Here is a 25,835-nt window from a genome sequence, read left to right on the forward strand (position 1 = left end):
GCCGGTTTCGTTTCATGTCTTGAGGTCGAAACCCGGCGCGCAAGCAATGAAATGCGGGTTCTCAAAACCGAGCTTGCCATAGGTGAGCGGGGTCAGAGTATCGGCGCGCAGGACTTGCCCACCCGCACCTTTGAGCACAGCCTGTCCTGCTGCGGTGTCCCACTCCATCGTGCGGCCCAGTCGCGGATAGAGGTCGGCCTCTGCACAGGCCACGAGGCAGAACTTCAGCGATGAACCGGCGCTGCGCATATCGGCCACGTGATACTGGGCGATATAGGCATCGGTAGCCGCGTCCCGGTGTGATTTAGAAGCCACCACAATCAGCGCGTCAGGATCGGGTTTTGACACGCTGAGCGGCCTTGTCTCCCCCACCTGATCCGCCGAGAGTGCGCCCAATTCCTCTACCGTAGTGCCGTTTTCGTCAGTGTAGAAAAGCCGGGCGCGTGCCGGGGCGTAAACCACTCCCAGCACAGGCTCGCCCGCCTCAACCCACGCGATATTGACGGTGAATTCGCCGCGTCGGTGAATAAATTCCTTGGTGCCGTCGAGGGGATCGACGATGAAAAAACTGCGGGCCGTTTCCGCATGGGTTGCGGCTTGTTCTTCGGTTACGATGGCAGTGTCGGGAAATGCCGTGCGCAGCCCATCATGGATCAGCCGATCCGCCAATTGATCAGCGAGCGTGACCGGGCTGTCGTCAGATTTGGTGCAGATGTCAAAATCGTCTCGCTCGTAGATCTGCATGATCTCGTGGCCGGCCAAAATGGCCAGCCGCCGCATCACCTGCACCTTGATGTCTGCTGGATTCGTCATCTGTTATTCCTTTCACATCTGCACCGGGTGCCTTTGTCATCCTTTAATGAGGCCCATTTGTTCCAGCTTCAGGATGACCTGATGGGCGCAGTTGTCGACTTCGACATTTTCGGTCTCGACGCTGAGTTCCGGGTTTTGCGGCGTGTCGTATGGGTCTGAGATGCCGGTAAACTCTTTGATCTTGCCTTCGCGTGCCAGCTTGTACAGGCCCTTGCGATCGCGGCGTTCGCATTCCTCCAGCGTGGTGGCGACATGGACCTCCACGAAGGCACCAAAGGCCTCCACGTCCTCGCGCACGGCGCGGCGCGTGGTGGCATAGGGGGCGATGGGCGCGCAGATGGCGATGCCGCCGTTCTTGGTGATCTCGCTTGCGACATACCCGATACGGCGGATGTTCAGATCGCGGTGTTCCTTGCTGAAGCCCAACTCGCTTGAGAGGTTTTTGCGCACGATATCGCCATCCAGCAGCGTGACGGGACGCCCGCCCATCTCCATCAGCTTGACCATCAGCGCGTTGGCGATGGTCGATTTTCCTGACCCCGACAGACCGGTGAAGAATACGGTGAACCCCTGGCTCGCGCGGGGCGGGCGGGTTTTGCGCAGCTCGGTTACAACCTCGGGAAAAGAGAACCATTCAGGGATTTCCAGCCCTTCGGACAGGCGGCGGCGCAGCTCGGTGCCCGAGATGTTCAGGATCGTCACGTCATCCTTGTCAGCGATCTCGTCCATCGGCTCGTATTGGGCGCGTTCCTGCACATAGACCATGTGTTTGAAATCGACCATCTCGACGCCGATCTCCTCTTGGTGCGCACGAAACAACTCCTGCGCATCATACGGCCCGTAGAAATCCTCGCCCTTGGAATTCTTGCCGGGACCGGCATGGTCGCGGCCAACGATGAAATGGGTGCAGCCATGGTTGGCGCGGATCAGCCCGTGCCAGACCGCCTCGCGCGGGCCGCCCATGCGCATCGCCAGATTGAGCAGGCTCATCGACGTGGTCGATCCGGGGTATTTGTCCAATACGGCCTCGTAACAGCGCACGCGGGTAAAGTGATCGACATCGCCGGGTTTGGTCATGCCCACGACCGGGTGGATCAGCAGGTTGGCCTGCGCCTCCTTGGCGGCACGGAACGTCAGTTCCTGATGCGCGCGGTGCAGCGGGTTGCGGGTCTGGAACGCCACGACCTTGCGCCAGCCGACCTTGCGGAAATAGGCGCGCAACTCGTTGGGTGTATCGCGCCGCGCGCGGAAATCGTAATGCACCGGCTGCTGGATTCCGGTGACCGGCCCGCCGAGGTAAACCGCACCGGCCGTGTTGTGCAGATAGTTCACCGCCGGGTGGGCGCTGTCATCGGCACCGAACACCTTTTCGGCCTCGCGTGATTTGTCCGGCGTCCAGCGGTCGGTCACGGTCATGGTGCCGAGGATCACGCCCTCTTGGTCGCGCAGCGCGATATCCTGACCCAGTTCCAGCGCTTCGGCAAAATCGGCGCTGACATCCAGCGTGATCGGCATCGGCCAGAGCGTGCCATCGGCAAGCCGCATGTTGTCAACGACGCCGTTGTAATCGTCTTCCGGCAAAAAACCCTTGAGCGGATTGAACCCACCATTCATCAACAGTTCCAGATCACAAATCTGCCGCGGCGTCAGGTCATGACTGACCAGATCGGCCGCTTCCAGCTTCAGCTTCTGGGCACTGTCATAGCTGACATAAAGTTCCGGAATCGGGGTGAGGTTGTGGCGCCGCATGTGATGGTCTCCATGATTGTCCGGGGCGTAGATCGCCCGATATTGTCCATGGGCATAGGGAACAAGTATGGCCGGGTCATGGTGCTAAAGGGCACTATTGATGAAGTTTTTACGCCATGAAAAGCATGGCAATCGCAGATTACATCCCACGGACGCGGCTGCGGTAGGTGACGGAATTCGCATGCCACACTACCGTGCACTGGATGAAACATCCTGTGTGATCGGCATGAAGATGATTATGAACAACGATTATTTGATGGTGTGAACATGTCTGATCTATCTGGAAAATCGGCTATTGTTACCGGCGGGTTGTCGGGCATGGGGCTGGCAATTGCCACAGCCCTGACCAAGGCGGGCGCGGATGTGTCGGTGGGGTCTCGATCCGTTGCCGGAAGGGACGATGCGCGGTATGCGGATGAACTGAAACTGATCCGTGAGGCAGGACAGAAGGTGCACGCCGCATCGCTGGATGTGACCGATCAGGCGAGCGTGGATGCCTTTGTGACAGGCGCGCGGACGGCTATTGGTCCGATCGACATGCTTGTCAACGCGGCGGGCATGACGAGCGAACACCCGGTTTGCGGCCATGACGACGCGCTTTGGAATGCCATACTCGACACCAATCTGACCGGTGCCTTTCGTATGATGCGTGCAGTCTTGCCGGCGATGATCGACAATGGGTTTGGCCGGATCGTCAATATCGGCTCGACTGCAGCCAGCGTCGGCTGGGCGGACAACCCGGCCTATTGCGCCTCTAAGGCCGGGCTGTTGGGATTGACCCGCTGCGTCGCCCTGGAGGGGGCAGCCCATGGTGTCACCTGCGTCATGGTCAGCCCGACATGGGTCGAGACCGATCTGATGCGGCGTGATGTCCAAGAGATCGTAAATCGCGAAGGCAACACGCGTACAGTCGATCAGGCGATGGCCGACATTGCTGCAGAAAACCCTCAGAAACGTATTATCCAGACCGAGGAAATCGCAGACCTTGTGACCTATCTGTGCAGCGATGCGGCGCGTGGCCTGACGATGGAGAACTTACAGGTGACGGGTGGCGCGCTTTGGTAGGATGCTTTTGTGGCGTCGAACATCTGTCGTTCGAGCGGTTAGGACGGCGCGTTATCCCGCCGCCCTAACCCAAGGGATCAAGCCCCGGTGGTTCAGTTGTTAATGTTGCTAAAGGCCCGATCCAGCCCGTCGGCTACCTGATCCACGTCCTCAAGTGACAGGCACATCGGCGGCACCATCCGCAGGCAGGATTGATAGGCCCCGGATTTCGACAGGATCAGTCCGCTCTGGCGGCTTTGCTCGAAAACGGCTGACGTGGTCTGTGGGTCGGGCTCTTTGGTTTTATGATCCTTCACCATCTCGATCGCCAGCATCAGACCGCGCCCACGCACATCGCCGATGGCGGTATGTTTTTTCTTTAGAGCGTGCAGGCGCTCTAGCAGAGCCTTGCCAACGACGCGGGCATTCTCCTGAACCTTGTCTTCCTTGATGACCTGAAGCACAGCCCGGCCAGCGGCGCAGGCGGTGGGGTTCGCGCCATAAGTATGGAACATGAATTTGTCGGCCATCGGCGCGGCAATCTCTTTGCGGGTGACCACAGCGGCAAGAGGAAAGCCGTTGCCGATGCCCTTTGCCATCACCACGATATCGGGGATGACGCCATCCGCCTCGAAGCCCCACATGTTGTCGCCGGTTCGGCCAAAGCCCGCCTGCACCTCGTCAGCGATCAGCAGCCCGCCCTTGGCGCGCACCCGTTCAGCCGCGCCGGTCATGTAGCCTTTGGGCATCTCGATGATGCCGCCGTACCCCTGCACGCTTTCGATAAAGATGCCGGCCACCTGCCCGGTGGTGGCGGTGTGGATGGTGCGCTCGATCTCGTCCAGATAGGGCTGTGCGCCGGCGTTCTGGCCAAAGATGCCGCGATATTGGTTTGGGTCGGCGACGAAGGCCACGTTGCCGGGCATGCCGGGATGACGCCACCCAGAGATCCCGGTGATGGACTGGGCTGCTGCTGTGGGTCCATGATAGGCGGATCGCAGGGCCAGCAGGTCAAGGTTGCCGGTGTAGCCGCGCGCAATGGTCATGGCGAGGTCCACCGCCTCGGAGCCGGAATTAGTGAAATGCACCACCCATTCGATATCGCCATTGGGGTTGGGCATGGTCGCGGCCAGTTCCTCGGCGAAATGTGCGGGCACCGGGTGATAGAACATGGTGGTGCAATGGGTGAGTTGCTGCGCCTGTTCCATCGCGGCGGCCACGACTTTTGGGTGGCTGTGGCCCACAGAGATACAGACATTCATACCTAGCAAGTCGATGTATTTTCGGTCATCGACGTCCCACAGATATTGCATCGAGCCTTTGCGAAAGACCATCGGGTCCTTAAAGGGGACGAATTTTTTCTGGCTTGCGGCATAGTAGTTGTCGCGCCGCTGGGCGGTTTTTTCCAAAGTCCAGTCGGTGGTGATGGTCATGTTTTTTCTCCTTCGATTTCACGGCTCCTCCGGATTATGAATTCATCCAGCGCTTCGCGGATGGCGAGATCCATTTCCGGCGGTTCATAGCCATCCAGTAGTTGTTTCACGCGGTCTGTTGCGCGTTGGTGCTGCCAGAGCCCGCCTTCGGCTGTCCATTGCTCAAACGTGCCATCATGGGACATGTTGCCCATCCAAAACGCGGTCTCAAAGTTGTCGTGGGTGTGTTGTGCCCCCAGAAAATGACCGCCCGGCCCGATCTCAAAGAAGGCATCCATCGCCTGCGCGGCTTCGCTAAAGTCGATACCCTGAGTGAAACGCTGCATGGCGGCGCAGCGGTCGGCGTCCATGACGATCTTTTCATAGCCTGTGGTCAGCAGTCCTTCGAGGCAGCCGGTGGCGTGGATGATAAAATTTACCCCCGCCATCGTCGCCCCCATCAGCTGCGCCTGACTTTCGTAACCTGCCTGCGCATCGGGGATCTTGGAGGAGGTCAGGCTGCCGACCGAGTGGAAGGGCAACCCGAGCCTGTCTGCCAATGTCTTGGCACACATCTGGAACTGTGTGCCTTCGGGCGTGCCAAAGGTGGGCGCACCAGACTTGAGACTGATAGGCGAGAAGAAAGTGCCGAAAACGGCCGGTGCGCCGGGTCGGATCAGTTGGATCAATGCAACTGACGCCATGACCTCTGCCAGCACTTGCGCAAGCGTGGCGGCAATCGACACAGGCGACATTGCACCGCCCAGAACGAAGGGCGATACGACCGTACATTGCCCGGCTCTGGCGTATTCCTTGAGCGCCCAAAGCATGGTCTCGTCCATCACCAGCGGAGCGTTGGTGTTGACCACCGAATAAAGCACGCAGTTGTTTTTGACAAAATCCTCCCCCATCGCGATCTTGCACATTTCGATGGTGTCGCGGGCACGTTCGGGAGCGGTCACCGCCCCCATGAAAGGTTTGTCATTCATGGTCAGGTGCGTGTGGGCCATATGCAGGTGACGCAAAGGCACTGGGATATCTACCGGCTCGACCACGACGCCGCCGGAATGGTTTACGGCGCCAAGTTGGTGATGCAGCTTGGTGATGTTTTTGAAATCCTCGAGTGTTGCATAACGGCGGCCATTTTCCATGTCATGCACGAACGGGCTTCCAAAGCTTGGGGCAAAAACCTGCGCATCGCCACCGATTTGGATCGACCGTGCCCGGTTGCGAGCGTTTTGGGTAAAGACAGGGGGCGCGGTCTTGATCTTGTCGCGGCACCAGCCGGGGTCGAACCGAACCCGCTCGCCATCGACGCGCGCGCCATGTTTGCGAAAGAGTTCCAGCGTTTCAGGGTCGCCGCGAAAATCCATGCCGATCTTGTCCAGAATGCGATCTGCATTTCGCTCGATGATCGCTACGGATTCTTCGTTGATCAGGCTGACCGGCCCGATCTGGCGCATGGTATACGGGGCTGCAATGCTCTGGCGGGCTGTTCGGGCTGCCATCCTCTCGCGTCTGCCGCCTGATCGTCGGGACGTAATCTGAGCCATGTCGGCCCTCCCTTATGGTCTTGTTCAGGTCAAGACATCGCAAGGAATAGCCCGCAGGCACAGCGAAACTCGCTGCCATTACAAATATTAATAATGTGAATTAGACGAAATATATTATGTCGTCGGCCACGTCCGGCATCAAACGTTCAAAGCTTTGCCGCAGGAGATGTCCGCTCTCTTTTGCGATGCTGGCGGGGATATCGTCCAATTGACCTGTGCGTGAAATTGCAACGACCGACCGTTTAAACCCTGCAAATGGCAATGGCTCAATCCGCAAGTTCATGCCCTCGGCCACAGCGTCGATCAGTAGGGTCGGAGTGAGGATGGCAAAGCATTTCCCCGTCGCCACACCCGCCACGACCATTGACGCGCGGTCTGCTTCCATCAGGCGCGGTAGATCCAGACGGCACCTCTGAAGATGTTGATCTGTACGGCGCCCGACCGGCGCATCGGAGCCGAACCGAACCAATGAAAGCCGCTTGGAAACTTCGACGATATCATCGGCGGGCCCATCGTAACTCTTTGGTAAAACTAGGTAAAAAGGTTCTTCAATGATGGGGATGCAGTCATAATCTGTCACGTCAAACTGCGGGTCAGAGGTGATTGCGATATCAACGTTCCGGGCGTTCAAGGCAATCTGGTGATCGGTTGATATACCTGCGGAAAGGCTGAGTTCAGGAATTTTCATATCCTTGCGCACAACATCCAGCAATCCGGGGGTTAGCGTGGTGGCGACCGAAGCCAGTAATGCAATCCTCAGGATCGGGATCGAGCTGGACTGGATATGACGCAATTCAGCGCGCAATTCCTCGACTTCGTTAAGAATGCGTAACGCCCTACGCCGCAATACGTCACCGGAATGGGTCAGTTCAATGGGTCGTTGGGTCCGGTTGAACAGGGGCGCGTGCAGTGCCCATTCCAGCTTTTTCAGTTGTTGCGACACCGCCGATTGCGTCATCCCGAGGCTGGCAGCCGCAGCGGTAACGTGCCGTGAATCGGACACGGCCATGAAAACCTCGAATGCGCGGATCAGGTTAACGTCCTTTTCTGACTGCTTTCTCTTCATTTTGCGCTGCATCTAATAAGTGTTTCTAATTACATCTCTGATTTCTTGATCGAATCCTTCTGTCAGTCAATCCTCCGGATGATTTTCACGAACAGCCCAACTGCGGGCCGCAGCAGAAGGTGAGCGTCAGATGAACATGCAAGTCCGACACAGGCCGGATCACGGCAACCAGATCCAGCCATCCCGATGTGAAACGTCCGAGACAGCCGCGCAAACCGTGCTGATCGCGCTGTTGCCGGGATTTCACCTGACCGAGCTATCCGCCTGTCTGGATATTTTTGCCACCGCGAATGAATGCGCGGGCCGCGCCATCTTTGAGACGCATGTTGTGTCCCCGGTCGGCGGGTGCATGACGTCTTCGACGGGCCTCGGCGTGAGCGCCGAAGACATCGGAATGCTAAAGACGCGCGCGGATTACATTATCATACCAGGCTGCGCCATCGCCGGGGATACGATGGAAACGCTGCGGCGATTACTGCGGACATATCAGCAGTTTTCTCGCCACATTATCGCGCTTTCCAGCGTGGTGGACCTGTTGGTGCGGCTTCGGGTGTTGGAAGAGACTGATGTCAGCGCGCACTGGAATTTTAGCCACCCCGCTCAGGATTACGCTGTACCGGCCAACCGTAAACTGTTTCACCGCTCGGGCCGTTATATCACTTCGGCCGGCTTTTTGGGGACCTATGACCTGCTCTTGCATTTGATCGCCAAGCAGCATGGCTGGTTTCTGGCTGGCGAGGTGTCCGACAGGATGATCAAGGGGGAAATCAGGTATGAAGACGCCCCGCAGCGTCGCCATATCAATCAGCGTATCCGTGCAAAACACAAAGGGCTGGCCGCTGCGATTGGTCTGATCGAGGAGAACCTTGAGAGCCCGGTCCCGATTTCGGATCTTGCCCGTGCGGCGGGCTACAGCGTGCGCCAATTGGAACGTGAATTTAGTAAATACTACGGCCTGCCGCCGGGGCGCTATTACAAGAATCGCCGCCTTGATCGGGCCAAGGCACAGATCGAACAGACTGCAATGCCTGTCATTGAAATCGCTTTGGCCAACGGGTTCGAGTCGACTTCGCATTTCTCGAAATCGTTTTCACAACGCTATGGTCGCAGCCCGTATCGGTTGCGCAAAACGTGCCTTGGCACCCCGGTAGGGCATGATGACCATTAGCCGCCCTACTGAACAGCAGCAGAGTTTCTTACGGCTTTGGATACAGCTTGTGCCTGCCAACTCGCCCACAGCAAATGCCCTGATGGAGTGCATGGACGTATGAAAAATATCATCATTATCGGCGGCGGCGCGATTGGTCTGTCACTGGCCTATCATCTGGCCGGGCGGGCACATGTCACGCTGTTGGAACGCAACCAATTGACCAGCGGCACCAGTTGGCATGCGGCGGGCATTGTTGGCCCGCTGCGCGCCTCTGCGAATATGACAAAGCTTGCCATGTATGCGGGCGAGCTTTTTCCGAAGCTGGAAGAGGAAACCGGGCTGTCGACCGGCTATCGCCAGACCGGAGGGTATTGGCTGGCGCGCGAGGATGCGCGGATGGACGAACTGCACCGGATCGCTGCACTGGGCCGTCACTTTGGGCTGGGCGCCAGCATAATTGCGCCTGATGACATCGGGTTGCCGTCTATGAACGCCGACGGGTTGGTAGGTGCGCTGCGGGTCGAGCAAGATGCCAATGTCAATCCGGTTGACCTGTGTATGGCTTATGCCAAGGCGGCGCGCGCGAAAGGCGCCGTGATCCGTGAAGAGGTACGGGTTGCGAGCCTGTTGATCGAAAACGGCACTGCCAAGGGGGTAACACTGGAGGACGGCACCGAGATGCTGGCCGACAGCGTGGCGCTATGTGCCGGTGCGTGGTCCAAAAAGCTGGCTGATGCTGCCGGTGTCGCGCTGCCCCTTCAGGCGGTCGAGCATATGTATGTCGTTACCGAACCCATGTCTGATCTGCCTGCGCCCTATCCTGTGTTGAGGGATCTGGACCGAGGTTTTTATGTGAAGGGCGACGCGGGGAAACTGGTGATTGGCGGGTTCGAACCGGATGCGAAAGTGTGGGATGCCTTTGGTCCCGAAGGTGATCGCCCCTTTTTGGAAATGCCCGAAGATTGGGATCAGTTCCTGCCTTTCATGGAAGGTGCGCTGGATTTGATCCCGGCGCTGGTCGACACCGGTATTCAGCATTTTATGAACGGGCCAGAGAGTTTTACCAACGACACCCGTCCCTATATCGGACAGACGCCAAATGTGGATGGGTTGTTTGTGGCTGCGGGGATGAACTCTGTCGGGGTCATGTCGTCTGCGGGGATTGGCCATGTTCTGTCTGACTGGATGGTGAATGACACAGCCCCGGTCGACCTGTGGGAGGTGGATGTGGCACGGGTTGATCCATTGACGGCTGCCGCGTCCCATATCGAGAGTCGCATGAAAGAGGCGGTTGCCGATTCCTTTAGCCTGCATTGGCCGTTTAAGCAGCCTAAGGCGGGCAGGGGGCTGCGCAAATCGGCGCTGCATGATCATTGGCGTGTCGCTGGTGCCCAGTTTGGCCTGACTGCGGGGTGGGAACGGGGGCTGTGGTACGCTCAAGACGAGGCTGAAATGGGTTTACCCTATTCGGTGGGCGATCAGTCTTGGTATCCGATCATCCGGCGTGAGGCAGCCCAGATGAGCGACGGCGCGGCGCTGGTCGATCTGTCGCCCTTTGGCAAATACGAGATCGAGGGGCCCGATGCGCTGTCGCTGTTGCAATCGCTCGCTTGCGCCAACGTGGATATGGAAAACGGTTGTGCTGTCTATACGCCGCTGCTGAATGCCAAGGGTGGGATCGAGGCGGATGTCACCATCGCCCGGATCACCGAGGCCCGATTTCGCATGACTTCGGCAGCGGCACTTCGGCAAAAGGACCTTGCTTGGCTTCGCCGTCACAGTGCCGGGTTGAATGTCAGCGTGACAGATCGCACCGAGGACGAAGTTGTGATCGGCGTCATGGGCGCGGGAGCGCGGGCAGCTCTGGCTGCGCTGTCGGATGACGATTGGCACAATTTCCCGTTTTCCACCCGGAAGGACGTGACCGTGGCCGGCGTCGCAATGACGGCGTTGCGTGTCAGTTTTGTCGGTGAACTGGGTTGGGAGCTGTATATCAGCGCGGATCAGGGCGGCCCGGTTTTTGACGCGCTTTATCGCAATGGGGCACGCCCGTTAGGATTTTATGCGCTGGATGGGTGCCGCATCGAAAAGGGCTTTAAACATTGGGGCCATGATCTGAGCACGGATATTACACCGCTTGAGGCCGGGCTGGGATTCACGATTGACTGGACCAAGTCCTTTATCGGCAAAGAGGCACTGCTGGCGCAGAAAGCGCATGGGTTGATGCGCCGCCAAGTGATGTTCGATCTGCCAACGCATCCTCTTGTTTTGCATGACGAGCCGGTTTGGGAAAAGGGCCGTATCGTTGGTCTGACAACAAGTGGCGCGCGGGGGGCGCGTACCGGACGGACGCTGGCGCTGGCGATGATTGACATCGCACCCGGCGAGAAGCTGACCGAGAGCCAGACACGGCATTTTGAAATCGAAATTGCGGGGCAGCGCCATCCGGCCAATCTGCTGATGCGCCCGCCCTTTGATCCGACAGGGGAAAGGATGCGCGGATGAGCGCGACCAACGCACAGGTATTGATCATAGGCGGCGGCGCGATGGGCGTGTCGCTTATGTACCATCTGGTCAAGGCCGGATGGTCGGATGTGGTGCTGACCGAAAAGAACGATCTGACACATGGATCTACATGGCATGCGGCTGGGTTATGCACGCATTTCGCGCATAACCCCACTATTCAGGAGTTGCGCGCGACCTCTGTGCGGCTCTACCGCGATATTCTGCCCGAGGAAACCGGCGGAACCTGTGGTTTTCATCCGTCGGGCGCGATGCGGATCACCAGCAATCCCGATCGGATGGATGAATTCGCCCATGTGGCCGGGCTGAGCCGTTTCACTGGATATGACCTGCAGATGCTGACGCCGGATGATGTTGAGCGCCTGCATCCGCTGGCCCGTACTGACGGCCTCTTGGGGGGTATTTTCGAACCGGATGACGGCCACGTGGACCCAAGCCTGGCGACCAACGCAATGGCGCAGGTTGCCCGCAAGAACGGTGCGACGATTCTGCGGTATAACCCTGTGACGTCGATCCGGCGTGAGGACGGCATTTGGGTCGTTGAAACCGAAAAGACCACCATTCACGCCCGGCATATCGTCAATGCAGCAGGTACGTGGGGCTGGGAAATCGGTCACATGATGGGGCTTAATATTCCGTCAGTGCCGATGCTGCATCAATATCTGGTGACGGATACGGTGCAAGCTGTGTCAGACCGGATTGCGCAAGGCCAGCCCGAACTGCCGATGATCCGCGACCCCGAAGAAAGCTGGTATGTCCGTCAGGAGCGAGATGGGCTGATCCTTGGGCCGTATGAGAAAAACGCCGAGGCGTGGTCGATTGACGGCTGCCCGCCGGATTTTGGTGCCGACCTGATGCCGCCCGATCTGGATCGTGTGGAAGATATAATCTTGGCGGCAATGACGCGCATTCCGGCGTTGGCGACTGGTGGCGTCAAATCAGTCGTCAATGGCCCGATCACGTTTACCCCTGACGCCAATCCGCTGATCGGCCCGGCGCATGGGCTGGCGAATGCGTGGTTGCTGACCGGCTCTTCTATGGGCGTGATGGAGGGCGGTGGCGCGGGCTGGTTTCTGGCCCATTGGATGACCTACGGCGCGCCGCCGATGGATGCGCTCGCGGTGGACAGTCGCCGCTTTGGTAGCTGGGTTGATCGCGATTACCGGGTTAAGAAGGCCATCGAATGTTTCGGTTTGCAATTCGGTGTGCATTATCCGTACGAAGAACGCCCCGCCGCGCGCGACAAACGCCTGTCACCCATTCATGACCTGCTACTTGAACGCGGTGCGGTGATGGGGGTCGCGTATGGTTGGGAACGGCCCAACTGGTTCTCAAACAAGCGCGGCGACGAGGCGATCCCCAGCTTTCGCCGGACCAACTGGTTTCAGCCGGTGGCACAAGAATGTGAATGCGTCACGAGCGCCGTAGGGTTGGCCGATATGTCGGTCTTTTCCAAGTTCGAGGTGACGGGGCCGGATGCACGCGCCTTTCTGGACAGTATCGGAGCCAACCGCGCACCAAAACCGGGGCGCATTGGTCTGACCCATGTGTTGAGCCCCGCAGGCGGTACAGAATCCGAATTCACGGTGGCCGCGATTGGCGAAACGCAATTTTATCTGACCAGCGCCGCCGCCGCCGAGGAACGCGATTACGATATTCTGCGCGCGCGGGCCGATGGGTTCGACGTGACGATCACTCGGGTCACAGAGAGCTATGGTGTGCTGGGCTTGATGGGGCCCAATGCCCGCGCCTTGCTGGAGGATTTGACCCAAGACGGGCTAGGCAAATGGTTGAGCGTCAGCCAGATCACTGTGTCGGGTATTTCCGTGCGTGCGATGCGCGTGTCCTATGTCGGAGAGTTGGGCTGGGAGTTGCATGTCGCGGCAGATCAGATGCGCGCGTTGTTTCTTGCCTTGGAGCAGGCGGGCAAAGCCTATGGGCTGGGCCTGTTTGGGGCCTATGCCATCAATGCCATGCGGCTGGAGAAAGGCTATCGTGGGTGGGGCACGGAATTCACGACCGAGCGCAGCCCGGCAGAAACCGGGGTGGGTCCACTGATCAAGATGGATCACGATTTCATCGGCAAAGCGGCGCTGGCTGACAGAATGGCCTCGGACGATCGTTGGGACATGGTGCTGCTTGAGATCGAGAGCGGTGATGTTGACCCGTTTTATGCCCACGCCGTGCTACAAGATGACCGGGTGGTTGGCGTGGTGACATCGGCGGCCTACGGTTATCGCACGGGCAAAACTCTGGCGCTGGCCTATTTGCGGGACCGCCACGCGCGCGACAACCTGACGATTAGCCTATTGGGCACGTCCCGAGCTGCCACCATTCTAGACACCCCGCCCTTTGACCCGAGCAATACACGGATGAAAGAGTGAGGTGGCGGTGCATTGGAAGCGGACGCAGATTTCGCCCTATCGTGCGTGTCGTAAGCGCCGCGTCGGGGGCTAAATCCGCGTTGATCCATGCCGGACAATTTTTGGGCGTGGCAAGCGTCACTTCTCCCAGTGGGGCACCCAATCGCCGTCCATCTGAAGTGACACGCCTGCGGCATCTTCTTCCAGCTTTACCACGTGCAATTCTCCCTTTTCCCCGCCATAGGCAAGCCGCGCCTTTTCGAACCGCTGTTGAACGAGACGTGTAAGGCTGGACTCGGTGCCTGCTGCATCGCAGGCACTAACGATAAGGCCCAAGTCTTTCTTGCACAGATCAAGCGTGAATGATGGATCATAATGCCCGGCAAAAACCGAAGGAGCATCATGATGCAGGCACCAGCTGTCAGAGGCGCCGAGGCTGAGTGCGGGCCACAAGTTAGATAGATCAACGCCCGATTTGACACCCATAACCAAGGCTTCGCCCATGGCAGTGGCATGGATGGCCCACAACTGATTTGAGCATAGTTTGGTGATTGCTCCTGTGCCGTTGCCACCCATGTAATAAACCGGCCCCATCAATTCCATCACCGGACGCGCCCGCTCTACCGCAGCTTCATCTCCGCCAGCGAATTGGGTCATCTTTCCGGCGCGTGCGCCATCGACCGCGCCCGTCACGGGTGCGTCAATTGCAAATGCGCCCTTCGCAGCGACCGCGTCGGCCAAAGCCTTGCCGCCTTCTGGCGAATTGGTGGTCATATCGACCCAAATCTGATCCTTGCGAATTTCTTGGAGAATACCGTTTTCACCGCGCACAACGCTTTCGATCTCTTTGGGGCCAAATACCATCGTAAAGATGATGTCACATCCCTTGGTGGCATCTGCTGCAGTGTTCGCCCATGTCGCGCCCATGGCCAAATGTTCTGCGCCGCGACTTTTGTCGAGGTCGCATACCGTCAGGTCATGCCCGCCTTTTATCAGATTCAGCGCGGCTGCACCGCCCATGGTTCCCAGTCCGATAAATCCGATTTTCATTCACAAAACTCCTGTGAGGATCCGCATTTAAAGCCGCCGATTTGGGCGCTTGATTGGTACTAACTGTTAATTGCATGATCATGCAACATGTGAATTGCACGATCATGCAATAAATGCTAGCAGTGCCTCATTCGCGGCGACAGGGCAGCCTGTGCCAATCACCCAAGCGCAACAGGATATTGTGAAATGGAGTTTGATTACATCATCATCGGGGCCGGGTCCGCGGGTTGTGTTCTGGCGAACCGGTTAACTGAGGATGGCAAGTCTACCGTTCTGTTGTTGGAGGCGGGCGGGAAGGATAACTCGATTTTCATCAAGATGCCGGCTGCGTTGGCCTATCCTCTGAACGGTACAAAGTATAACTGGGCCTACTGGACGGAACCGGAACCGTATCTTGATGGACGGATCATGTATTGCCCGCGCGGCCGCGTTTTAGGAGGCAGTTCGTCGGTGAACGGGATGGCGTATGTGCGGGGACATGCCAATGATTATGATCGCTGGGCCTCTTATGGATTGGTGGGCTGGGACTATGCCAGCGTTCTTCCATATTTCAAGCGATCCGAAAATCGAGAACTGGGAGGGGATGACTTCCACGGGGAAGGCGGCCCGTTGAATGTACATCGCTTGCCGATGAAAAATCCATTGCATCAGGCTTGGCTCAAGGCGGGCGAGGAAGCTGGCATCGGCCGTACGGATGATCAAAATGGCTTTCGCCAATCCGGGACAGGGCCAATGGACAACACGATTAAAGGCGGCGAACGTCTGTCGACTGCTCGTGCTTTTCTGAAACCGGCAATGGGGCGTGAGAACCTTGAGGTAAAGATCAAGGCAGTCGTTTCAAACATTGATATTCAGGGTGGCCGCGCAGTCGCCGTGAATTTCAATATTGGCAATCAAGGCTATACCGCCCATGCGCGGCGCGAGATCATCGTATCAAGCGGCACGATCAATTCGCCCCAGCTATTGATGCAATCGGGCATTGGTCCTGCGGCGCATCTCCGTGAGATGGGGATTGATGTGAAGGTCAATGCACCTGATGTCGGCGGCAACCTGCAAGACCATCTAGAGGTTTATGCGCAATATAAATGCACGCAACCCGTTTCAATCTATTCACTTACCAAGCCACTGGCGAAATTGCGCGTAGGTTTAGAGTGGCTGCTCAGACGCAGTGGACCCGGCGCATCCTGCCAGTTTGAAACCGGCGGTTTCGCAACAATTTCGGGCGGTCCGGGGCAACCGGATCTGCAATGGCATTTTCTGCCAATCGCGGTGGATTACGACGGCAAGAACCCGGTGCGAGAGCATGGCTTTCAAGCACATGTCGGCCCCTTGCGCCCCAAAAGCCGCGGCCGGATTTCGCTGCGATCAGCGGACCCCACCGCAAGGCCCCGAATACAGTTCAACTATTTGGAGGCCGAAGACGACCGCGCAGAATTTCGCCAAGGGTTGCGCCTGACGCGGAAGATCATCGGCCAACCGGCATTTGATCATTTGCGTGGGGACGAGATCCAACCGGGTGCGCATCTGACCAGCGATGAGGATCTGGATACGTTCGTGCGCTCGGCTGTCGAGAGCGCCTATCACCCTGTCGGAACATGCCGGATGGGGGGTGATCAAACGTCTGTCGTTGACGGAGCGGCAAGAGTGCGTGGTGTCGACGGTCTGCGCGTCGTAGATGCATCCATCATGCCGGATATCCCCAGCGGAAACACAAATGCCCCGACGATTATGATTGCAGAGAAACTGGCCGATGCCATTCGGGGAATTTCGCCTCTTTCCCCAACACGGGTCCAGATTTATTCTGCCGATCGGACCGCGCAACACGGTGTCAGTTGAAGGGTGCCGTCCCTTTCACCACGCAAGATTCCCATCTACAAAAGGTGAAAATCCAACGAGGGCGTTATGGCACGACCAAAATCCGATAAAAGCCAGCGGGAAACCATCGTTAACGCCACGTTGAACTGTTTTCACCAGTTTGGATATGAGGGAACAACGGTTGCCCGGATCTGCAAGGCGACAGGGTTGTCGGCGGGAAACATCCACTATCATTTTGGCGGTAAAAAGAACCTGCTGGAAGAAGCCATGCGGGTGCTATTGCGCGATGTGCGTGCCCGGATGGTTGATAGCCTGCGCAAGGCTGATAGCCCGGCCGACCGGATCACCGCGATCGTCGAAAGCAATTTGCATCCAGATCTTTTCAATCAACCGATCTGCATCACCTGGCTGCATTTTTGGGCACAAGCACCGCACGCAGAAGAACTTTCGCGGCTTGAACGTGTGAACCGCGCCCGATTTCGACAAAACCTGCGCCATGAGTTTGGTCAGTTGTATCCACGCGAACGGACAGAGCTATTGATAACCCAATTGGTTGCCATGGTGGATGGTTTTTGGATCGAAAAGGCGCAGCCCGGAGCGACGATAGATTCACAGCAAGCGATTTACGCAGTGAAGGTCTTTTTGCAGGGGCAGCGATAGCCCAAGCCTGATAGCTGTAGTGCCTGTTTGTTAGGGCAAAACCGGGCAGCGACCAAGCGTGTTTGGCCGTTATAACGTGCCGAGCAGTATATAACCAATGGTTATGAACTACGAATAAACTAGAATGAACAGTCTCTTGCGGCACATGTATAGATGATGTCGATACAATTCAGTGGTGACGGTGGAAATGGCGGACAACACGCGAAAAACGCAGCTGGGGGCGATGGCCAAACCGGTCATATGGGGCGCGATTGTAATCGTTTTGGCGGTGACATTTGCGACGGTCCCGTTTGTAACGGGCAACTTGTCGTTCATGTTTTACATGATGCTCTGGATGACGATGGCGACGGCGTTTAACTTTGTGGCGGGTTTGGCCGGATACATGCCGTTCGGGTATGTCGCGTTCTACGGTGTCGGTGCATATGCGACCGGTATTTTGTACAAAAGCGCAGGGTTGCCGATTATTGTCGCGCTGATCGGGGCGGGGGCTGCGGGCATTGTCGTGGCGCTGATCATGGCACCTACGTTGCGACTGCGCGGCGTCTATTTTGGGATTGTCAGCCTTGCCATGGCGCTGGCCGCAAAGCTGATCATCTCGCTTTTGCCGCCGAATATTACCGGCGGCAGCATGGGGCTAATCCTGTCCAGCGCCAATAACCCCATGGCCGCCTATTACACGATGTTCATCGTTCTGATGCTGGCTCTGGCTACAGGCACATGGCTGTTTTTCTCGCGTACGGGCACAGCCTTGCGGGCCATTCGCGATGATCAGGAAGCCGCCGAAGTGGTCGGCGTTAATGTGGTGCGCACCCGTCTAAAGGCTTGGGTGGCCGCGGCCGTTTTTCCTGCGTTCGCGGGTGGTATCGAGGCATGGTACACAAATGCGATTGATCTGGAATCATCCTTTAACCTGTTGGTGACAGCCAAGAGCATTGTCTACGCGATGGCGGGTGGACTGGGCTATCTGGTCGGTCCGATCGTTGGCAGTGGGCTGCTGTATGGCGTTGACCATCTGATCTGGCAGCAATTCCCGACATTGAACCTGTTGTTGCTGGGGATCGTCATCGTGGTGCTGATCCTGGCAATGCCGCGCGGTATCGTTGGTGCCTTTGCACAGCGGTTTTCGCGTCTGCGTAAATACATCCCATAACCCGCACGTAAGAGGACAGTTTTATGAACGAACTGCTACTTCAAGGATTGGTCAACGGAATCATTCTGGGAATGATTTACGCATTGATCGGTCTGGGCCTTAATGTTGTCTTCGGCGTGCTGCGGGTTGTGAATTTTGCGCATGGCGAGTTCATCATCCTAGGGGCTTATGCCGCCTATTTCCTACAGCGTTTGCTGGGTCTGTCCCCTTTTTTGGCGATGCCGTTGATTTTCGCCGGTTTCGGAGTGCTGGGGTATCTCATGTATTTCGTGCTGATCCGGCGGTTGGCGAAATCGGACGACCCCGAACATGCGTCCCTGTTGGTGATGTTTGGCGTTTCGATCGCACTTGGCGCACTGATGCTGCTGTTTTTCGAGGCGGATTCGCGATCGCTGGCCTATTCCTTTGACCCGCCGTTCCTGATGTTCGGTTCGGTCATCATTCCTACGACCAAACTGGTGGCACTTGGCGTGGTTCTGGCAATCACAGCGGTCCTAGCCTTCTTCCTGTACCGGACATTGCCGGGAAAGGCATTGCGCGCAATCATCATGAACCGCGACGCGGTGCAGATTGTTGGCGTTGACCTAGAGCAGTTGTCCGCCATGACGCTGGGGCTGGGACTGGGGCTCGCCGGTGTAACGGGTGTGCTGGTCGCGATGATCTTTCCCGCGTTCTCACCCTTTATCGGGCAAGATTACACGCTGATTGGGTTCATCGTGATTGTATTGGGCGGGCTGGGGCATCCGGTCGGGGCCATTGTCGGCGGGATCATCTTTGGTCTGACTGAACAGACGGCGCAAGTTTACATGAACGGATCAATTGCCAGCCTCATGGGATTCCTCTTGTTGATCGGGGTCATTCTGGTGCGTCCGACAGGTATTTTTGGACGGGAGGCAATGAAGTAAGCCGATGCTGAGAGTAGAAGGACTGATCAAGCAGTTTGGCGGATTGCGCGCGTTAGATGGGCTGGAGTTTGAGGTGCCCGAGCGCAGTATCCTAGGCGTTCTGGGCATGAATGGCTCAGGTAAGACGACGATGCTGAACTGTATCAACGGATTGTACCATGCGACCGAAGGGGCGATTAGCCTGAACGGAAATGACCTGATCGGACTGAACCCGGCACAGGTTTTCCGCAGGGGTGTGGGCCGCACATTTCAGGTGCCGCGCGTTTTCTCTCGGATGACCCTGTGGGAGAACCTTGCCGTTCCACTGCTGTCGATCAAGATGACGCGGCGGGACAAAGATGCGTTGCGCACCAAGTGGCTGAAAAAGGTCGAACTATATGACCTGCGCCACAACTTTGCCGAGGAACTGTCCGGCGGTCAGCAAAAGCTGCTGGAACTGGCGCGCATCATGGTGTCAGAGCCGCGCCTTGTATTGCTGGACGAGCCTTTTGCCGGGGTGAACCCGTCGCTGGCGCGCCTACTGATCAACGTGATCCGCGAAATGCCCAAGGAAACCGGTTGCAGTGTCATTCTGGTCAGTCACGACCTGACCTCAATCTATGAATTGTCCGACGACATCATTGTCATGCACGAAGGTCGACTGCTGGCGCACGGTGATGCCGAAGCGGTGAAATCAAACCCCGATGTAATCGAAGCCTATCTGGGAGCCTAAGACATGGATGGTATACGCCTTTCGATGGAGGGAATCGAAGTCGCCTATAACGGTGACATCACGGTTCTGCGCGACATGGCCGTTACCGGCGAACCGGGGCAGGTCACTGGCATTATCGGACCGAACGGGGCAGGCAAGTCGACCGTGTTAAAGACGTTCTTTGGTCTGTTACGACCAAAGAAGGGCCGTATCATGCTAGGTGATCAGGACATCACGCGCCAAAAAGCACATCAGCGTGCGCTGGAAGGCATCGCATTTGTACCGCAACATCGCAGCACATTCGCGGATTTGTCGGTGCGCGATAACCTTCTGCTGGGATGCTGGCCTTTTCGGCGCGACAAGAAGCGCATGCACACTGCGGTAGAGAGGGTTCTGGATGAATTCCCAGTGCTGCGCGAACGTCCGGATGCGCCTGCTTCGTCGCTGAGTGGTGGCCAACAGCGGTTTCTTGAAATTGCACGCGCGCTGGTGATCGAGCCAAAGGTGATCCTGCTGGACGAGCCGACAGCGATGATTGCCCCAAAGATATCCAAAGAAATATATGCGCTGATCCGCACACTGGCAGATCGCGGCGCGACAATCCTGCTGGTGGACCAGAACGTTCGGTCCTGCGCGGCGGTTGCAGACAAACTTTATATTCTCGAACTCGGTCGAAACAAGGCCGAAGGGAGCCGGGATGATTTCGCGTCAGACGATCAACTGCGCGGAATGGTGTCGGAATGGATGGATTATAAAATCGACGCCTGACCAATCCACAACAAGGAGACTGAAATGGAAAATCAAAAGAAACGTAGTTTCATGAAAGGCTTGGCGTTTGCCGCGCTGGCCCTCAGTAGCACGGCCGCTTGGGCCGCCGATCCGATCCGCATCGGTATGACAGTTTCGTCGGCCGGTAACTACGCGCTGGCATCGCAATCAGGCGTGCGCGGCGTCGAGCTGTGGGCGAAGGAAGTGAATGCGGCTGGCGGACTAGAGGTCAACGGCGAAAAACGTCTGGTCGAATTGGTAATGCGCGATGACCGCAGCGACAAACAGATGGTTGCGCGTGTTTACGAAAGCCTGATCCTGAACGACGATGTTGATCTGCTTCTTGCGCCATTTGGGTCCACCCTGACTGCGGCGGCTGCCACAACAACCGAACGCCTGGACAAGTTCTTGGTGGTTTGGTCGGCGGCATCGGACGCATTGTATGACCAAGGCTTTAAGAACATGGTGTCGGCAACGCAGATGCCGGTATCGCGGATGCCGCTGGCCAGCATGGATTTGGCAGCGGATCGTGGCATCAAAAAGATTGCGATTGTCTCGGTGGATGAACCCTTTCCTGCCGGTCTGGCCGAAGGTGCACGTGCTCTGGCCGAAGAGCGCGGCATTGAAGTGGTGATGAACGAAACCTACCCCAAAGGGACCAAGGACTTTAGCCTGCTATTGCAAAAGGCTCGCGTTGCTGGTGCAGACCTGTTTTATCCGACCTCCTATGAAGGGGATCTGATTTCGATGGTGCGTCAGATGCGCCAGATGAACGTATCGTTCCCGATGACGTTTATGGTCTATGCCTCGACACCGCAATTCATCGAGATTGGTGACGACGCGCAATACATCTTTAGCCACACCAATTTTCACCCGACGATCAACTGGGACATCACTGCTGGCATGACGCGGGACGAATTTCTCGCGGCATACGAAGCGGAGTTTCCCGATGTCAGCTATGAGCCAGATTTCCAGACTGTTCTGGCCTATGGCGCGGCTGTGATCGCTGGGGAAATCATCGAAAAGTCGGAATCGTTTGATGCCGCCGCGCTAAAGCAAGCGGCGATGGATTTGTCCGGTAACGTCACCGTTCTGGCAGGGCCCTATGAAATTGATGACACTGGCACGCAGTTGAACATGCCGTTTCCTGTGGTTCAATTGCAGCCCGGCAAAGGCCTGACAACGGTTTGGCCGCCAGAAGTTGCCGTCTCGGATCCGGTCCTGCCGATCCCTGCATGGGACGAACGCTGATCAATAGCAAACATCTGGGGCCTGTCCGTCTTTCGGCTGGGCCCCAAACAGCCTTTCGTTTTACCCTAGGACGGCAATTGTGGTGATCTCTGCTTTTTCTTCGCTGACGCAGCTTTCTGAGGCGCTGGCCGCCGGACAGACGACTTCGGTCGAAATTGTCACCAGCTATCTGGAACGCATCCGTCGCTATGACAGCACATTCGGAGCCTTTGCCGAGGTATATGACACTGCGGCGCTGACCGCTGCCGAAGCTGCCGACCGTCTGCGCGCGGCGGGCATGGTTCGGGGGCCTCTGCACGGTCTGCCCATCGCGGTAAAGGATCTGGTGGAATGGACCGGACACGGTTGCGAGTTCGGCAGCGTATCCCTGAAAGGGCGCGTCTCTCAAGAGACCGCGACAATTCTGGAGCGTCTGTTGGCGGCGGGAATGATCCCGATTGGGCGCACCGAAATGGTCGAGTTCGCCTTTGGCGGCTGGGGCACGAACCCTTTGCGTGGCACCCCGCGCAACCCTTATGATTTAGACGAACATCGTTGCCCCGGAGGCTCTTCCAGTGGTTCGGGCGTCGCCGTGGCCGCTGGGCTTAGTCCTGCGGCAATCGGAAGCGACACCGGTGGTTCGGTCCGTATCCCCGCAACACTGACAGGAATAGTTGGCTTAAAGGCCACCTATGGCCGGTTAAGCCTTGCGGGATGTCTGTCGCTGTCGCGTACGCTGGATTCCATCGGACCGATGACACGCACAGTTGCCGATGCAGCGATGCTGTACCACGCGATGCATGGTCCCGATCCACGAGATCCGACAACGTTGATCGCCCCCCCAAGCGGCGCCGATTTCAACGATATTGTGGTGGCAGGACGTCGCGTGGCCGTCATGTCGCCGCGTAGCTATCCAATCGGCCTAACGCGCGAGGTCGAAACCGCGTTCGAGCAGTCGAAACAGGTTTTGTTATCGCTCGGCGTGAACCTTGTAGAGATTGACCTGCCGTTTGATTTCGCTGAGCTGACTGACCTGAACGGACGGTTGATCGCGACAGAAGCTTATCATGTTCATCGCGCTTCAATCCATGACGAGACAGCGTTGATCGGTGAGTTTGTGCGGGGGCGGGTTTTGAACGGTCAAGCGACATCCGCGACTGATTACCTGACGGCGTTGGATACACACCGGGCCTATGTCGCGCGCTATCAGGAGTTTATGAAGCCGTATGACGCGTTGCTGGCTCCGGCTGCACCATTCGCAGCCCCGTCGATCTCTGAGGTAGACGAATCCGCAGCACCTTTGGCCCAGTTTACCCGGCCAGCAAATTATCTGGGTGCTTGCGCCCTTGCGTTGCCGGTCGGCACCGACAGCGCTGGTTTGCCCTTGGGTACGCAGTTGATGGGGCGCGCCTACGGAGAAGAGATGATCCTTGCCATCGGTCAGGCGATGGAAGGGGCGATCGGGCCTGCTCTCGTGCCTGACCTTTCTCGTTTGTAACTTTAGCCACTTAAGGACTTTCCTATGCCCACCTGCGATCTCGTGATCAAAAATGCGACCTTGTTGGATGGTTTGGGTTCCGCGCCGGTATCTGGGGGTGTCGCAGTGGAGGCTGGCCGCATTGTCGCCGTTGGTGCGGTGGATGACTGGATCGGTGAGCAGATCATAAACGCGGAAGGTGCCTGTTTGGCTCCGGGTTTCATTGATGTGCATACGCATTATGATCAGGCCATTTTGGACCAACCCGATCTGCCCTTTGCGATCACACAGGGCGTCACCAGCATTATTGTGGGCAATTGCGGTATTTCACTGGCGCCGCTGGATCGGCCACGTGACCTGCCTGCACCGTTGAGCCTGTTGGGGGCCAAGGAAAATTATCAATATCCGTCTTTCACCGAATACTTTGAAAAGCTGGTGCAGGCCCGTCCGGCATTGAACATTGGTGTTCTCGCAGGGCATGGCACCTTGCGCACTCGTGTCATGGCGGACACCGATCGCGCGGCGGATGAAACCGAAATTGAGCAGATATGCGTATTGCTCGATGAGGCGCTAGAGGCTGGGGTTCTCGGACTGAGCACAGGTCTGGCCTATCCCGTGGCCCGCAATGCCCCGACGCAAGAGGTGATCGCAATCGCCAGCCGGTTGGCGGCTTTTCCCGGCGCGCGTTACGTGACCCATATGCGCAACGAGCGCGACGAGGTTGTGGAAGCCGTCGAAGAGACATTGAAAATCGGCCGCGAAGCCGGAGTGCCCGTGGTTCTGTCGCATCATAAATGTATAGGACGGCAAAACTTTGGGCGGTCGCATGATACACTGGCGCTGATTGATCTGGCTCTGAAGGAGCAGGATGTCGCAATGGATCAATATCCCTACGATGCCAGCTCTACGGTTTTGATCCCCGAGATGGTTGGCCATGCAGATCGCGTTTTGATCGCTGTTTCGGAAACCATGCCCGAGATGGCGGGGCGCGACCTGAGCGACGTCGCCGCAGAAATGGGGTGTGATATTCAAGAAGCGGCGCGGCGGCTTGCCCCCGGTGTGGGGGTGTATTTCCAGATGTCCGAAGAGGATATTGAACGCATCATGGCGCATCCGCGTGTGATGATCGGATCAGACGGGATACCGGGGCCGAATGCACACCCCCGTCTGTGGGGCTCTTTTCCGAGGGTGTTAGGCCGCTATGTCCGCGAAAAGCGCGTTCTGTCGCTCCCCGAGGCGGTGCGGCGCATGACATCGCTGCCCGCGCAAGTGTTCGGCTTGGCCCGGCGGGGACGTTTGCAGACCGGGTTTCAGGCGGATCTGGTTCTGTTTGACCCCGATAAAGTGATCGATCGCGCCAGTTATGTCGCGCCGACCAAGCCATCCGAGGGTATTCTGGACGTATTTGTGAACGGTGAGCATAGCTTGCATAATGGGCAAAGCCTGAAGACGCGGGCGGGTCAGGTATTGCGCCGCGCGAGTGTCTGACTATTCTTGGGCAGGGTTTTGTTACGTTCGCGATAGACGCGTGTCATCAAGTCTATGAAGGCCGCCTCGGCGCGCGATTCAGCACGGCTTTCGGGTAAAAGCGCGACGATCTCAAAAGACTGCTCCGGCTCAAGTGGTTGTATGCTGAGCCCGGGCGTGGAATGGGCCGAGAACTCGTCAATGATTGCCGGGCCGACACCTTCTGCAGCGCAGGCGGCAGCAACTGAAAGGGTGTGGACAGAGATGCGGGGCGTGTAATCCTGCCCGACTTGCATAAATGCCTTTTCCAACGCTTTCCCGAGTGGGGCTTCTCGCTCCAGACCGACAAGAGATGTGGTGTCGATCTGCTCCAGCCGCATGGGCTTGTCTCTGTAGACGGGCATACCCGCGCGTTGAGGCTCGACATAGACCATGCGCATTTTGCCCACAGGAATGGTGCGAATGCCCGGCGGTGGTATCAAGAAAAGCGCCACCCCCATATCGAGCCGGAAGGACAGCAGCCTTTCTATGATCTGGTCATAGTGGTGGGTGAATATTTCAAAGGACATCGTGTCCATATTCCGGGGCAGCCGCGCCAGAACACTTGGCGCAAATCCGCCCCCAAGGCTGGGCTGAAACCCCACCCTCAGCGTTCGTTGAGGCGTGTCGGCCAGATTGCGGGCTAGATTGTTGATCCTGTCCAGCGCGTCCTGCACCCGCTGGCTTTCTGCGAACAGGGCTTCGGCCTCGAAAGTGGGTATCAGGCGCTGCTTTACACGGTCAAACAACTTGAACGTCAACTGGGACTCGGCATGTTTCAATGCCTTGCTTAGTGCGGGTTGCGAAATGCTTAGTTGGCGCGCTGCCGCACTGACGGAACCGGTGCTGCGTATCGCGCGAAAGATTTCGATTTGTCGTAAGTTCATACGTTTTCCGATCTGAATTCGGC

Annotated in this window: 21 protein-coding genes; 14 read left to right on the forward strand and 7 right to left on the reverse strand. The window is 57.5% G+C overall.

Features of this window, described 5'->3' with window-relative positions; genetic code table 11:
* Nucleotides 1–12: 12 nt before the first annotated feature.
* Nucleotides 13–813 carry a 3'(2'),5'-bisphosphate nucleotidase CysQ gene (cysQ, locus tag N7U68_RS15805; protein ID WP_165194019.1) on the reverse strand — a complete coding sequence of 267 codons (801 nt, stop codon included), beginning with the start codon at nucleotides 811–813 and terminating at the stop codon, nucleotides 13–15.
* Between the two features lie 36 nt (nucleotides 814–849).
* The gene (locus N7U68_RS15810; protein WP_263047432.1) at nucleotides 850–2,562 is read right to left on the reverse strand and encodes a bifunctional sulfate adenylyltransferase/adenylylsulfate kinase; all 1,713 of its coding nucleotides are present in this window, start codon (nucleotides 2,560–2,562) and stop codon (nucleotides 850–852) included.
* Nucleotides 2,563–2,662: 100 nt separating this feature from the next.
* Between N7U68_RS15810 and N7U68_RS15815 the strand changes: the two genes are divergently transcribed.
* Both N7U68_RS15815 and N7U68_RS15820 read left to right on the forward strand, forming a co-directional pair.
* Nucleotides 2,663–2,827, forward strand: coding sequence for a hypothetical protein (locus N7U68_RS15815; protein ID WP_263047433.1), 165 nt, complete (start codon nucleotides 2,663–2,665; stop codon nucleotides 2,825–2,827).
* A 2-nt stretch (nucleotides 2,828–2,829) separates the two neighbouring features.
* Complete coding sequence (locus N7U68_RS15820) at nucleotides 2,830–3,627, forward strand: SDR family NAD(P)-dependent oxidoreductase (protein WP_263047434.1); 798 nt, start codon at nucleotides 2,830–2,832, stop codon at nucleotides 3,625–3,627.
* 92 nt (nucleotides 3,628–3,719) lie between these two features.
* Here the strand turns inward: N7U68_RS15820 and N7U68_RS15825 are convergent, their stop codons facing one another.
* From N7U68_RS15825 to N7U68_RS15835, 3 genes are all read right to left on the reverse strand, one after another.
* Nucleotides 3,720–5,039: an aspartate aminotransferase family protein gene (locus N7U68_RS15825; protein ID WP_165194011.1), complete on the reverse strand. Its 1,320-nt coding sequence runs from the start codon at nucleotides 5,037–5,039 to the stop codon at nucleotides 3,720–3,722.
* Nucleotides 5,036–6,571, reverse strand: a complete 1,536-nt coding sequence (locus tag N7U68_RS15830) for a trimethylamine methyltransferase family protein (protein ID WP_263047435.1) — start codon at nucleotides 6,569–6,571, stop codon at nucleotides 5,036–5,038. Before N7U68_RS15830 ends, N7U68_RS15825 begins: the two co-directional genes overlap by 4 nt.
* A gap of 100 nt (nucleotides 6,572–6,671) precedes the next feature.
* The gene (locus N7U68_RS15835) at nucleotides 6,672–7,637 is read right to left on the reverse strand and encodes a LysR family transcriptional regulator (protein ID WP_165194007.1); all 966 of its coding nucleotides are present in this window, start codon (nucleotides 7,635–7,637) and stop codon (nucleotides 6,672–6,674) included.
* 130 nt (nucleotides 7,638–7,767) lie between these two features.
* Between N7U68_RS15835 and N7U68_RS15840 the strand changes: the two genes are divergently transcribed.
* The 3 genes from N7U68_RS15840 to N7U68_RS15850 all read left to right on the forward strand — a co-directional run bounded on the left by N7U68_RS15840 (nucleotide 7,768) and on the right by N7U68_RS15850 (nucleotide 13,694).
* Nucleotides 7,768–8,805, forward strand: coding sequence for a GlxA family transcriptional regulator (locus N7U68_RS15840; RefSeq protein ID WP_263047436.1), 1,038 nt, complete (start codon nucleotides 7,768–7,770; stop codon nucleotides 8,803–8,805).
* Between the two features lie 99 nt (nucleotides 8,806–8,904).
* The gene (locus tag N7U68_RS15845) at nucleotides 8,905–11,292 is read left to right on the forward strand and encodes a GcvT family protein (RefSeq protein ID WP_263047437.1); all 2,388 of its coding nucleotides are present in this window, start codon (nucleotides 8,905–8,907) and stop codon (nucleotides 11,290–11,292) included.
* Nucleotides 11,289–13,694 carry a GcvT family protein gene (locus N7U68_RS15850; protein ID WP_263047438.1) on the forward strand — a complete coding sequence of 802 codons (2,406 nt, stop codon included), beginning with the start codon at nucleotides 11,289–11,291 and terminating at the stop codon, nucleotides 13,692–13,694. Before N7U68_RS15845 ends, N7U68_RS15850 begins: the two co-directional genes overlap by 4 nt.
* A 117-nt stretch (nucleotides 13,695–13,811) precedes the next feature.
* Here N7U68_RS15850 and N7U68_RS15855 read toward each other — a convergent pair whose 3' ends face one another.
* The gene (locus N7U68_RS15855) at nucleotides 13,812–14,723 is read right to left on the reverse strand and encodes an NAD(P)-dependent oxidoreductase (RefSeq protein ID WP_263047439.1); all 912 of its coding nucleotides are present in this window, start codon (nucleotides 14,721–14,723) and stop codon (nucleotides 13,812–13,814) included.
* Nucleotides 14,724–14,909: 186 nt separating this feature from the next.
* On the opposite strand from N7U68_RS15855, the gene betA reads away from it, so the two are divergent.
* From betA to N7U68_RS15900, 9 genes are all read left to right on the forward strand, one after another.
* Nucleotides 14,910–16,559 (forward strand): choline dehydrogenase, encoded by a 1,650-nt coding sequence (gene betA, locus N7U68_RS15860; protein ID WP_263047440.1) that lies wholly within the window; start codon nucleotides 14,910–14,912, stop codon nucleotides 16,557–16,559.
* A gap of 66 nt (nucleotides 16,560–16,625) precedes the next feature.
* Nucleotides 16,626–17,198 (forward strand): transcriptional regulator BetI, encoded by a 573-nt coding sequence (gene betI / locus N7U68_RS15865; protein WP_263047441.1) that lies wholly within the window; start codon nucleotides 16,626–16,628, stop codon nucleotides 17,196–17,198.
* A gap of 187 nt (nucleotides 17,199–17,385) precedes the next feature.
* On the forward strand, nucleotides 17,386–18,348 hold the full coding sequence (locus N7U68_RS15870) for a branched-chain amino acid ABC transporter permease (protein ID WP_263047442.1): 963 nt from the start codon (nucleotides 17,386–17,388) through the stop codon (nucleotides 18,346–18,348).
* Between the two features lie 23 nt (nucleotides 18,349–18,371).
* Complete coding sequence (locus N7U68_RS15875) at nucleotides 18,372–19,253, forward strand: branched-chain amino acid ABC transporter permease (protein ID WP_165193995.1); 882 nt, start codon at nucleotides 18,372–18,374, stop codon at nucleotides 19,251–19,253.
* Between the two features lie 4 nt (nucleotides 19,254–19,257).
* The gene (locus N7U68_RS15880; protein ID WP_263047443.1) at nucleotides 19,258–19,965 is read left to right on the forward strand and encodes an ABC transporter ATP-binding protein; all 708 of its coding nucleotides are present in this window, start codon (nucleotides 19,258–19,260) and stop codon (nucleotides 19,963–19,965) included.
* 3 nt (nucleotides 19,966–19,968) lie between these two features.
* Complete coding sequence (locus N7U68_RS15885; RefSeq protein ID WP_165193992.1) at nucleotides 19,969–20,712, forward strand: ABC transporter ATP-binding protein; 744 nt, start codon at nucleotides 19,969–19,971, stop codon at nucleotides 20,710–20,712.
* Nucleotides 20,713–20,736: 24 nt separating this feature from the next.
* The gene (locus N7U68_RS15890) at nucleotides 20,737–21,963 is read left to right on the forward strand and encodes an amino acid ABC transporter substrate-binding protein (protein WP_165193990.1); all 1,227 of its coding nucleotides are present in this window, start codon (nucleotides 20,737–20,739) and stop codon (nucleotides 21,961–21,963) included.
* A 79-nt stretch (nucleotides 21,964–22,042) separates the two neighbouring features.
* Nucleotides 22,043–23,440, forward strand: a complete 1,398-nt coding sequence (locus N7U68_RS15895; RefSeq protein ID WP_263047444.1) for an amidase — start codon at nucleotides 22,043–22,045, stop codon at nucleotides 23,438–23,440.
* A gap of 24 nt (nucleotides 23,441–23,464) precedes the next feature.
* Entirely contained in the window at nucleotides 23,465–24,907 is a 1,443-nt protein-coding gene (locus tag N7U68_RS15900) for an N-acyl-D-amino-acid deacylase family protein (protein ID WP_263047445.1), read from the forward strand.
* On the opposite strand, the gene N7U68_RS15905 is transcribed toward N7U68_RS15900, so the two are convergent.
* Nucleotides 24,880–25,812 carry a LysR family transcriptional regulator gene (locus N7U68_RS15905; protein ID WP_263047446.1) on the reverse strand — a complete coding sequence of 311 codons (933 nt, stop codon included), beginning with the start codon at nucleotides 25,810–25,812 and terminating at the stop codon, nucleotides 24,880–24,882. The genes N7U68_RS15900 and N7U68_RS15905 overlap by 28 nt on opposite strands.
* Nucleotides 25,813–25,835: the final 23 nt, after the last annotated feature.

The sequence above is a fragment of the Roseovarius pelagicus genome (assembly GCF_025639885.1).
Taxonomy (GTDB): Bacteria; Pseudomonadota; Alphaproteobacteria; order Rhodobacterales; family Rhodobacteraceae; genus Roseovarius; species Roseovarius pelagicus.